This window comes from Paenibacillus polysaccharolyticus (genome assembly GCF_023714295.1).
Lineage (GTDB): Bacteria > Bacillota > Bacilli > Paenibacillales > Paenibacillaceae > Paenibacillus > Paenibacillus polysaccharolyticus_A.
The window spans coordinates 93278-105293 of the sequence record NZ_JAMAUN010000014.1; the positions used below are offsets into that span (position 1 = coordinate 93278).

Sequence of the window (12016 nt, forward strand, 5' to 3'; positions counted from 1 at the left end):
CGAAAAGCAATTCTCCATCATCCGGAGAATTGCTTTTTTTAGTCTTCATACCGGAATCAGCGGCGGTGCATCCGCCTGTTTCTTACGCATTTCTTTTCGCTGCTTTTCCAATTGCTCGTTGTACATCTTCGTATTCCATGTGGTGAAAAATTCCAGGCCGGAGGTCATGCCTGAGCGATATAAGTTCGTACTGTCCTGGACGGAGAGATTAAATTGGGTCGGTTTAATACCAAGCGTAGGAATTTTGACCGTACGGAATCGATTAATCTGCTCAATGTAACGCTCATCGTGAGCCGTTAACATGGTTTCGACAAGCGCCTGTAACATGGTCAAAGGTCCTTTAATGCGTGTAGGCTCCACTTCGGTCTTCCCTACCATTTTAAAACCGACTACTGGAATGATCTGTGCTCCTGATTCGGAGCGCTCTCCATCAAAGAGCCAAAGTGGAAAGTTACTAAGTAGCCCTCCGTCCACGACATACACAAACTGATCTTGGAAAGGTAGTCCTTTAGACATGATGGGTGATTTCCGGATTATAACCGGATCGAAAAAATAGGGAATGCTACAACTCATACGTACAGCTTTGGCAACCTCAAGTTTGGACGGTTCAATTCCAAAGCGCCGGATATCATCAGGCAAGACAAGAATGTTGCCGTTAGAAATATCCGATGCTGTGATAAGTAGCTTTCCAGGTGGCAAATCAGCGAAGGTTCGTATACCTTTTTGAGCAAGCATTTTTCGTATCCATGATTCCAGCGCTTCCCCTGAATATAATCCTTTTTTCAAAAACAACCTTGTTGCCGGACCAATCCAGCGTGTATTAAATATAGGTGACCGTTGCAGAAGCGAAGCAAACGGCGTATCTTCAATAATTACTTTCATCTCCTCGGCCCGGTAACCTGCAGCCAGTAAGGCAGCAACAATCGAACCGGATGATGTACCAGCAACTCGGTTGAATTGCACTCCGCAGTCCTGTGCTCCCTGTACAGCTCCTGCAAGGGAAATCCCTTTTACGCCTCCACCTTCAAAAACGCCATTAATTAACACAACAAAAACCCCCGTTCTCCAGGCAGCCATGCTTCTACTGCCACTGTATGAGAACAGGGGTTGGACATATAACTATGAGTTGATGAATCCGTGATCGTCAATCCAAAAAAATTCGCTTTGATCCTTACAAGCCATAGTAGGCTTTAAGTCGTTCAACCAAACCCAGCGGGTTCTTCGTAAGATACTGGGAACTGAAATAAATGTCTCCGCCAATGGATGGATATTTTTGATTATATGTCAATTGATCAATGATTTCTTGTGATGTCTGCCAACCAATCTCTGGCGTTCCGAGTTTATAAGGAGAATGGCCGATGTACAATTTTACATTGGTATTAGCTACCTCATTAACCCACCAATCGACGACCTTGTCGTATCTTGCAGCACTTAGCGTCATGCTCCAGTACACTTGTGGTGCAACATAATCGATCCAACCTTGTTTGACCCATGTCCGAACATCTGCGTTCATACTGTCATACGCAGTTACACCTGCTTTGGTGTCTGATCCCGTCAGGTCATTAGCTTTGTTACGCCATACACCAAATGGACTGATTCCATATTCTACATTAGCTTTCGCTTGATGAATACGTTGTCCAAGCTGTTGAACAAACTGATTAATGTTGTCACGGCGCCATGCTGCGCGGTCTGTTGTATTCAACGCGTTGTACATTTTGTAAGCAGCATCATCATTAAAGGTCACATTAGAAGGGTAGAAGTAATCGTCAAGATGAACTCCATCCACGTTATACTTATTCACCACTTCCATAATGGCATCCATAATATGCTGCCGTGCTTCCGGAACACCTGGGTTAATATATAGTTTACCCGATGCATTTACAATCCAGTCCGGGTGTAGCTTGGATACATGGTTAATCGCCAGATTGCTTGTTGTTGCTGAATTCGTTGCTCGAAACGGATTGAACCAGGCATGAAATTGAAGCCCGCGTTTATGCGCTTCCTCAATCATAAAAGCAAGTGGGTCATAACCTGGGTCTTTCCCCTGCGTTCCCGTCAGAACACTATTCCAAGGCACCATTGTAGAAGGATATATGGCGTCTGCATTTGCTCTAACTTGTACAAATACAGCATTGATCCCCATGTCTTTCAATTGATCCAGTTGACTTGTGTACTCTTGTTTCTGCTTCTCTGCGTTGCCTTTCGCGCCAGAAGATGGCCAGTCGCCATTAACTGTAGATATCCAGGCTCCGCGCATCTCATTCGTTGCTGGTGGGGTTGCACTTCCTCCAGGTTCTGCAGGTGTAGCTGGTGTTGGTTCCGGAGTTGGCGTTGGTTCTGCTCCGGTGTACAAATTAATAGTTTGAGCCGCCTGATTCCAGCTCACTTGAATCCCCAAATTTTCACTTACAAAACGAATCGGAACCATCACGCGACCTTGTTTTAGTTGCACGGAGGCATCCAGATCAACCACCGCATTGTCCACTGTCGCTTGCTGACGACCACTCGTCATCGTAATCGTTGAATCCGATTTCTGAATCGTCACCGTCCGGGTTGCCTGGGACCATAACACAGAAGCACCCAGTCCTTCACTGATGACCCGTAACGGTACCATCGTTACGTTCACCTTAGGCATGATATAGGGTGAAACATCTGATTCCAGACGCTGACCATCCAGAAAAATAGAAATCTGTTTCGAACTTGCTGCCTGAGCGGTCATACCTACTGACTGTAATCCAAGAACAAAAATGAGCAGTAGCAACAATCCTTTACGCAATTTCATCAATACAATCCTCCAACATCATTAAATTTGCGGTAAATTCTACTAGTTTAATAGACGCATGGCAGACGGGTTTAGTTGCGCATTTGACCAAATGTTGGTTGGAATGAATTGAAATATTGAAATTAAAAATGCTCCTTGCCATTCCATTGGCAAGAAGCATCCTTTATTTATCAACATATGAATTCAAGGCTCAAGAGTCCGTGTTACTCATGATTTCCTGAATGTTTTTTAGGTCTTGCAGACGACTCTCATCCTGACGGAAATATTCCACAAGAGACTCAATACATGTAATGGAGTCCCAGCTTAAGTGATGTTCAATACCTTCTACGTCGTTATATATGTTCTCTTCCTGAACACCGATCGTCGTTAGAAACTGCTCAAGCAGATGATGGCGCTCCATCAACCGTTTGCCCATTTTTTTCCCTTTTGGCGTCAGTACCAACCCGCGGTACTTCTCATAGATCAGGTACTCGTCTTTGTCCAGCTTTTGGATCATCTTCGTCACGGATGAAGGATGTACTTCCAGTCCTTCAGCTATATCAGACACACGAGCATAGCCCTTTTCATCAATCAATTTGTATATACGCTCCAAATAATCTTCCATACTGGGCGTTGGCATCTGCTTCCCTCTCTTCTCTCTGACCGGTTCTACGTACCTGGTCCCTATCTTCTAATGATACATGTTATCAATGCGCATTGGCAAGTCCTACCCGATTCCGAACCGCCTTACACAAGGATTGGCAGGCGTGACTTCTCTTCATTTGAGGCAAACTAAGTCCAGTTTCGTACTGAAAGGAGTGATTTTGTGAGCACAAGCGTGGCCCAGCCCCCTGTTCGAAAAACAAAGGGCACTAAACCCTTTATTCCCGATTTGGTGTATTTTGAACCCGGTGCGCTTGAATATGAAAAAGGAAAACGGATTATGGAATGGGTAACCTCCCAAAACATTCCTTATCAGATGACCACTTCCCACAATCGAATCACCAACCTCCCCGGTGAGACAGAGCAAGAAAAATACCGGATGGCTAAGCGAACTCTGGTTGTAGGGGTTCGTAAAACCCTGAAATTTGACCAGTCCAAACCATCAGCAGAGTATGCAATCCCTATCTCGACAGGTTGTATGGGGCATTGCCATTATTGTTATCTTCAAACCACATTAGGTGCAAAACCATACGTTCGCGTGTACGTAAATACGGAAGAAATCATTGAAGCTGCCAAAGGATATATCGAGGAACGCAAACCCGAAATTACCCGTTTCGAAGCAGCTTGTACTTCCGACCCTGTCGGCTTGGAACATATCACGGAAAACCTGAGCGACCTCATTCGTTTTATGGCTGACGAAGAATACGGGCGTTTACGCTTTGTAACGAAATATCACCACGTCGATCCGCTACTTAACATCAAGCATAATGGCCATACGCGTATCCGGTTCAGCGTCAACTCGGATTATGTTATCAAAAACTTTGAACCCGCAACTTCCCGCTTTGAAGAGCGAATTGAAGCAGCAGGCAAAATAGCCCACGCTGGTTATCCACTCGGTTTCATCATCGCTCCGATTATTTGGTACGATGGCTGGCAAGAAGGTTATGCTGAGCTACTGCAAAAGCTGGCAGATACCTTGCCTGAAGAGGCTACCAAAGACCTGACGTTTGAAATGATTCAGCACCGTTTCACCAAAACGGCTAAAGCGACCATTGAGAAACGATATCCAAAAACCAAGCTGGAGATGGATATTGAGAAACGGAAAATGAAATGGGGACGCTGGGGTCAATACAAATATGTGTATAAAGACGACCAGCAAGATGCCCTGCGCGAGTTCATTACAGAACGCATTTTCGAACATTTCCCGTTAGCCAGCATTGACTATTTTACCTAAATGAAAAACAACCTTCTTTTTATTTTTGTTAAAAATGATGCCAACAAAAACCCGATAATTTCACTTATCAATCATTTACATTGATACACTCTTATATCTTAAGATCAAAAAGCAGGCTGCATGTTCCAGAACAATTCTGGAACATGCAGCCTGCTTTCAATCTTTTACTCTGTTGAAGAAAAAGCTATCACGTTAAGTTGATCATCCAATCGGGTGTAATTTGTTGCAGCCAGATTGTTATTTGAGTCATCTGATCCGTGAATAACAAGATGCCCATTAAAAGCATTAAAGCTCCGCCAATCTTCATCATGAGGTTTGAATAGCGCAAAATCCAGCGTGTTGAACCGATAAAGAACGCCAGAACGAAAAAGGGTAACGCAAAGCCTAATGTATAACCTGTAATCAAGGTCAACCAAGTTGAAGGTTCGCTCGCCGCCATGGCGATAATCGCCGTCAGGATTGGTCCGATACAAGGCGACCACCCTGCCGAAAAACCAATCCCAAAAACGAAGGAACCTAAATATCCTGCCGGCTTCCATTTCATATCCAGTTTGCGTTCTTTCATTAGAAATTGCGGCTTGAAGATGCCCAACAGAAACAGTCCCATCAACATAATTAAAATTGCGGAGAGCTGCCGAATCAAATCTCGGTTATCATTGAAAAATTGTCCAAACAATCCCGCTCCCAGACCCAGCGAATAAAACACTGCAGAGAAACCCAGAATAAACGCCAGTGTATGCGTTAACGTCTTCAAGCGCACCTCTCGCTGATTCCGATCCTCTTTCAACTGTTGCACGGTCATTCCTGTGATATAGGAGAGATACGAAGGATATAGTGGAAGACAACACGGTGATATAAAAGAAGCGAGGCCAGCAACAAAAGCCAGCCATACATTAACATCAGGCATGAAGCAATGTCTCCCTTCCTTGGCTCACTTGCTCTTTACTGTTCTTTTTCATCGATAATACTGTAATTGTTAGAACTCAGGCTCGGAACCCTTTCTTGGCGATCATCGTTAGGATCAGCATACCAATGAGCAGCAATACAATGGTTGCTCCCGGTGCCAGATTCCATATTCCCGCAGTAACCAGTCCAATCACAACCGCAATCTCCCCAATCACAACCGACAGAATGATGGCTGATTTGAAACTACGAGCCATGAGCAGGCTCACGGCTACAGGGATAGTCAACAAAGCGGATACAAGCAAAGCACCCACGATCTTGATCGCTGTACTGATCACCAATGCTGTCATCACTGTAATTAACATATTCAGCATTCTGACTGGCAATCCGGTCACGGCGGCTGCATCCTCCTCAAAGCTGAGCAGGAAAAACTCTTTATGTAGGAAGCCCACTACAACAACCACGATTAGGGTCACGATGCCAACCAGCTTCAGATCCGTTGCGTCCAGCGTGTAGATGCTGCCAAACAAATAACTCATCACATCCGCGTTATAGCCTTTTCCCAGTGTGAAAAACAGCGAAGCCAGTGCTACGCCCCCAGACATAATAATCGCAATAGACAACTCCGCATAGCTCTTATATGCTTTACGCAGCTTTTCAATAGCAAACGAAGCGAGTACCGCAAAAATCAGCCCAACACCGATCGGGTATACCTCAATCAGAAAACCAAGTGCTACGCCTGCAATCGTTACGTGTGACAAGGTATCTCCAATCATCGAGAGTCTGCGCAGCACAAGAAAAAGTCCAATCAGCGGAGCAGTGATACCGATAAGCAAACCACCTGCAAGTGCACGCTGAAAAAAATCACTCCATAATATTTCCAAAACTAACACGACTCCTTCGGCCTATCATCTAATGGCCCACATACATAGCTAGCGTACCTGCGCGGTAGTATGCTGCAGGTTGGTTTCTGCACAATCCTCGATCTCATGCGAATGACGCACATGGAAATGAATCTTGCCATTCGTGAGCGCCGCTTCCGCGCCAAGATAACTCTCCATGCGATCCATATCATGTGACACCATGAGAAACGTCATCCGATGATGTTCATGCATATGGGTAATCAGTTCGAAAAAACTGGCTTGTGACTCTGCATCAATCCCCACGGTAGGTTCATCGAGAATCAATAGATCCGGGTGATTAATTAACGCACGGGCCAAAAAAACACGTTGCTGCTGACCGCCGGACAGTTGTCCAATACGTTTGTTTGCGATATCCTCGATTCTCATAACCTTCATTGCATCGATGCATTGTTGCTGACCTTGACGAGAGATGCGGCGGAACATGTTTTTGTTGTTATACAGCCCGGACATAACAACCTCACGAACGGTAGCCGGGAACAACGGATTAAATGCATTTTTTTGTGGCACGTACCCGATCCGGTTCCAATCCTTGAATTTACGAATCGACTCTCCAAACAACTTGATATCCCCCTGCGCAGGAGGAAGTAGTCCTACCAGCATACGAAGCAACGTTGTTTTCCCCGCTCCGTTCGAACCGATAATACCTACAAAGTCACGTTGTTGAACCATAAAATTGAGATCTTGAATCACGCGCTGATCCCCGTAGGAAAAAGACAAATTTTCAATCTCGATAATCGGATCATGACATAATGGCATGATTTGCTGCATGGCAAAGCCGCCCTTCATAATAAATAAAAACACGTAAATATCGTGCTTAACATTCCAAAAGTCTTCGCCGATAAAACAGCAAAGACTTCTGGATGTTTACCTTCATTCTTCTTATTTTAATGCGATCAGCAGATTTTGCAAATTTTTCTCCATCAGGGTGAAATAATCATCTTTGTTCTTCACCTGTTCCTGTGTCAGACCCTCAACCGGATTTAACACCATCGTTTCTACCCCTGCTTCGCTGGCAAGTGTTTTGGCTAATTTGTCGGATACAAGCTCTTCAAAGAAAATGTACTTGATACCTTCATCTTTAACCAGTTTAGCCAGTTTTACAATATCCTGTCCCGTTGGTTCTGCATCCGGGGACAGTCCCATGATGGCATGTTGCTTCAAACCGTAATCACGTGCAAGATAACCAAACGCTTGGTGTGACACGACAATTTCCTTGTTTGGTACGGACGCTAATTCATTTGTGAAACGCTGATCAAGGGCCTGAAGTTTAGTATGAAGCTCCTCATAACGTTGCTCGTAACCTGCTTTATGTTCAGGATCAACCTCTACTAAACTGTTCTTGATATTTTCCGCCATGATCATCGCTGATTTGGGACTAACCCATGTATGAGGATCGATATGATGGTCCGCTACCTGTTCCTCATTGCCACTCTCGTCTGCATGGTCATCGGCATGTTCATCCTCATGCTCTTCACCATGTCCGTGACCATCGTCCCCTTCTGCTGCTAACAACTTGACACCTTCGCTGACTGCAACGGATTTCACTTTTGTATCACTGTTCAGTGATTTCAAAAAGTTGGGCACCCATCCTTCCAGACCTGCTCCATTGTAAAGGAAAAGCTGTGCCTTGGACGTATTGACGATATCTTGGCTCTTCGGTGTCCAGTCGTGCGGCTCTACTCCTGTAGGCAGCAGGTTAATGACATTGGCATCTTCTCCGCCAATCGCTGCAGTAAACGCATATACCGGGTAAAAGGTGGTCACCACATTAACTTTACCTTCAACAATTTTGGCTGTATTCTCGCTGTTCTGCCCACATGCAGACAGTACAAGCAAACTAAGTAGGAGCAGGCCGCTCCAAAGTAGCTTCATTGTACTGCGTTTGCCGAGTTTGCTGGTTCGATCTAATCGTGCCTGTCTCTTCTTTTGAATAAAAGTCATATATGATTCACTCCACATCTCTTAATCGTAAACATTACTGAAAGAATTATAGGTAACATACCCCCAATTGTCAAGGCTCGTGTCCTATTCATTCTTTCCCGAAGTGCAGAGTTCATAACAATGTATGCTTGTTCTTCGGTTATCACCTCATTTTTTGAACATAAAAAAAGCGGTCCGAATCACTTCGGACCACCCTTGGTTCAAACTTGTGACAATCTCTTTACATTGATTAGCCTAGTTGAGTTGTCTTATTCTTAAAAACGACTTATTTCACTTGCGCGCCATTTGGCATGCCGTCCGGTACGGTAGCCAGGGTCAGTTGATCCCCGTGAGAAGCTGCAAGGATCATCCCTTGGGACAGTTCTCCACGGAGTTTTACTGGTTTAAGATTGGTCACACAGATGACTTTACGTCCCACCATCTCTTCTGGCGAATAAAACTTGGCGATACCAGATACGACCTGACGTTGCTCATAACCAAGATCCAGTTGCAGCTTAAGCAACTTATCTGCCTTTTTGACAGGCTCACAAGCGATGACTTGAGCCACACGCAGCTCAACTTTGGCAAAATCATCAATGCCGATCTCTTCCTTTCCTTCAGGTGCATTTACAGGTTCTGCAGACGCTGGAATAGCTGCTCCTGCATCCGCCTCACTCGCATCGGACTGCGCTGCTTTTTGTCCACCTGTCATCGCTTCGGAGATATAAGCAATTTCCTGTTCCGCATCCAAACGCGGGAAGATCGGCTCTCCTTTGTTCAATGCGTTGCCAGCAGGCACGATGCCCCATTGTTTCGCTGAATCCCAAGCTGTCAGTTCCCCTTCTTGGATACCTAGCTGTTCCCAGATTTTGCGCGGCGCACGAGTCAAGAACGGCTGTAGAAGAATGGAAGCAATACGCAAGCTTTCAATCAGATGGGACATCACCGATGCCAGCTCATCCCGTTTCGCTTCATCACGTGCCAGAGCCCATGGCTGTGTTTCGTCAATATATTTGTTACTACGGCTAACAAATTGACTAATTGCCGTAAGCGCCACAGAAAACTGCAAATTTTCCATCGCTTGCTCTACTTTTTCCACCGTTGCATGTCCTGCTTCTTCCAGCGAAGCATCAAATTCCGTTACATTGGAAGCAAACGCAGGAGCTTTGCCTTCAAAGTATTTGTCCACCATAGCTACGGTACGGTTCAGCAGGTTGCCCAGATCGTTCGCCAGATCGGAGTTTACACGCTCTACGAAGCTTTCCGGTGTAAATGTACCATCGGAACCAAACGGTACTTCACGCAGCAAATAGTAACGAAGCGAATCCAGGCCGTAACGATCGATCAGGGTTACCGGATCCACTACATTTCCTTTGGATTTGGACATTTTGCCATCTTTCATCAACAGCCAGCCATGTGCAAATACCTTTTTCGGTAATGGCAGATCCAGCGCCATGAGCATAATTGGCCAATAAATCGTATGGAAACGAACAATTTCTTTACCCACCAGATGAACATCCGCTGGCCAGAACTTGTCGTACAATGAAGCATCCGAAGAGCCGTAGCCCAGTGCTGTAATGTAGTTGGACAACGCGTCAATCCATACGTAAACGACGTGTTTCGGATCGCCTTTAACTTTGACACCCCACTCAAATGTGGTACGGGATACCGCCAAATCCTCAAGACCCGGCTTGATAAAGTTGTTGATCATCTCGTTTTTGCGGGATTCCGGTTGGATAAAACCAGGATTCTCTTCATAATATTTCAGCAAACGATCTGCGTATTTACTCATACGGAAGAAGTAAGATTCTTCTTTGACGAGTTCAACCGGATGTCCGCTATCCGGACTTTTAGCCGAGATAATCTCGCCTTGCTCATTCTTTTCTACATCCACCAGCTGCGTTTCGGTGTAATAGGTTTCATCCGGTATGCTGTACCAGCCTTCGTACTCACCCTTATAGATATCTCCCTGCTTCAGCAAACGATCAAAGATATCCTGAACGACGGTTTTGTGACGTTCCTCGGTTGTGCGAATGAAGTCATCATTAGAGATGTCCAGCTTGTTCCACAGTTCCTTGATGCCTACGACAATCTCATCGATAAAAGCCTGTGGAGACAGACCTTTCTCTTGGGCCTTGCGCTCAATCTTTTGGCCATGTTCATCGGTACCTGTCAGATAACGCACCTCGTATCCACGCAAACGTTTGTAACGAGACATTGCATCACCTGCTACCGTTGTGTACGCATGCCCGATATGCAGCTTGTCGCTTGGATAATAAATCGGTGTCGTCAAATAAAATGTTTTTTGATCTGTCATGAATGACTTCTCCTCCTTCAATTGTTCTAACGAGTACGTGCAATTGTTCGAATGGAACCCTGTTCTTGATCCAAAAATGAACACAAAAAAACTCCCGCCCTGTATGGGACGAGAGTATCTCTCACGTGTTACCACCCAAATTCCCCGCATTTTTCGCAAAACGCAGGCTCTTCCGGTCCTTCGACCGTCCATTAACGCTGGATCACGCCTCAGGCTTACGACAATAACGACAAGTCGCTGATTGCACGCTCGAAAGAGGTTCCTCCGGGACCATCTTCCATCCTCCTCCCAGACCGGTTCTCAGCTTCTCCGGCTCTCTGCACTGGGGGTGTGTCTGTACTTATCCCTTCACTGGAAAATCATATACAAAAAATATACTGAAATGCTGACCATGTTGTCAAGTATACCGCCAAATAGAGCCAACTTTCTAGGTTACAGTTACCTGCTCTATGACACATTAATCAGCAAAAATGAACATTAGGTTCTTCTGTACATTACGATTTGGATATTACTACATTTTTCTCCACTTTTGGCGGAACTAAATCTACGCCGCCCGGATGAAAAGGATGGCATTTGGCAATCCGTTTTGCCGCTAGAAGCGAACCTTTGAGTGCACCATGCACTTCAATAGCTTCCATCGCATACGCCGAACACGTAGGATAGAATCGGCATGTCGGCGGTTTTAAGGGAGAGATATAATTGCGGTACACCCGGATCGGGGCCTGCACGATTCTACGCGAAAGTTTCATCACTCAATTCTTCCCGTGGCTGTGTGCATGCTGATGTGCAGATGACTTCTTCGCTGGAGCATACTCAGCACAATCCTTACAGTATCCGAATACTTCAAACTTGTGATCCACGACCTGAAATTGCTCGGGAGCATCCGCAAGTTGCATCGGACAAAAAACGATCGGGTAGGTCTTCTGACACTTCAGGCAGATCATATGATGATGATGGTGGCCTTCGCTGCAATGTGCTCTGAATTTCACTCCATCTTCGAATATAACTTGCTCCAGCACACCCAGTTCCTGCATTACACGTAAGTTCCGGTACACCGTATCAAAGCTTAACCCGCTGTAAGTCTTACCCATATATTCGTAGACGTCCTTGGGTGTAAGATACCCCGGAGATTCGGCAAATAACCGTGCAAGTGTCTTGCGCTGATCGGTTATACGAAGCCCCTGCGAGGACATGGTCGTTATGATCTCTTCCGTCGACAGCATGATTTAAGCACCTCCTGTCATACATACCTTTTGCATTCTTCATCATGCGACAAAATCTTCGGGTCTAAAGCC

General features: G+C 45.4%; 11 protein-coding genes. 1 reads left to right on the top strand and 10 read right to left on the bottom strand.

Annotation, left to right across the window (positions count from 1 at the left end):
* Positions 1–45: 45 nt before the first annotated feature.
* The 3 genes from M3629_RS25085 to mntR form a co-directional block, all read right to left on the bottom strand.
* Positions 46–1047: a patatin-like phospholipase family protein gene (locus tag M3629_RS25085; RefSeq protein ID WP_251511176.1), complete on the bottom strand. Its 1002-nt coding sequence runs from the start codon at positions 1045–1047 to the stop codon at positions 46–48.
* A 124-nt stretch (positions 1048–1171) separates the two neighbouring features.
* On the bottom strand, positions 1172–2782 hold the full coding sequence (locus tag M3629_RS25090; protein WP_251511178.1) for a family 10 glycosylhydrolase: 1611 nt from the start codon (positions 2780–2782) through the stop codon (positions 1172–1174).
* A gap of 190 nt (positions 2783–2972) precedes the next feature.
* Positions 2973–3401 carry a transcriptional regulator MntR gene (gene mntR / locus M3629_RS25095; protein WP_090922556.1) on the bottom strand — a complete coding sequence of 143 codons (429 nt, stop codon included), beginning with the start codon at positions 3399–3401 and terminating at the stop codon, positions 2973–2975.
* 186 nt (positions 3402–3587) lie between these two features.
* On the opposite strand from mntR, the gene splB reads away from it, so the two are divergent.
* Positions 3588–4658, top strand: coding sequence for a spore photoproduct lyase (gene splB, locus M3629_RS25100; protein ID WP_251511180.1), 1071 nt, complete (start codon positions 3588–3590; stop codon positions 4656–4658).
* Positions 4659–4845: 187 nt separating this feature from the next.
* On the opposite strand, the gene M3629_RS25105 is transcribed toward splB, so the two are convergent.
* From M3629_RS25105 to M3629_RS25135, 7 genes are all read right to left on the bottom strand, one after another.
* Positions 4846–5565, bottom strand: coding sequence for a cytochrome c biogenesis CcdA family protein (locus tag M3629_RS25105; protein WP_251511182.1), 720 nt, complete (start codon positions 5563–5565; stop codon positions 4846–4848).
* Between the two features lie 76 nt (positions 5566–5641).
* Positions 5642–6445, bottom strand: a complete 804-nt coding sequence (locus tag M3629_RS25110) for a metal ABC transporter permease (RefSeq protein WP_251511184.1) — start codon at positions 6443–6445, stop codon at positions 5642–5644.
* A 48-nt stretch (positions 6446–6493) separates the two neighbouring features.
* Entirely contained in the window at positions 6494–7252 is a 759-nt protein-coding gene (locus tag M3629_RS25115) for a metal ABC transporter ATP-binding protein (protein ID WP_123062274.1), read from the bottom strand.
* Positions 7253–7363: 111 nt separating this feature from the next.
* Positions 7364–8356 (bottom strand): metal ABC transporter solute-binding protein, Zn/Mn family, encoded by a 993-nt coding sequence (locus M3629_RS25120; protein ID WP_251511285.1) that lies wholly within the window; start codon positions 8354–8356, stop codon positions 7364–7366.
* Between the two features lie 334 nt (positions 8357–8690).
* Positions 8691–10721 (bottom strand): methionine--tRNA ligase, encoded by a 2031-nt coding sequence (metG, locus tag M3629_RS25125; RefSeq protein WP_251511185.1) that lies wholly within the window; start codon positions 10719–10721, stop codon positions 8691–8693.
* A 494-nt stretch (positions 10722–11215) separates the two neighbouring features.
* On the bottom strand, positions 11216–11470 hold the full coding sequence (yidD, locus tag M3629_RS25130; protein ID WP_251511186.1) for a membrane protein insertion efficiency factor YidD: 255 nt from the start codon (positions 11468–11470) through the stop codon (positions 11216–11218).
* A 3-nt stretch (positions 11471–11473) separates the two neighbouring features.
* Entirely contained in the window at positions 11474–11944 is a 471-nt protein-coding gene (locus tag M3629_RS25135; RefSeq protein ID WP_251511187.1) for a Fur family transcriptional regulator, read from the bottom strand.
* Positions 11945–12016 lie beyond the last annotated feature (72 nt).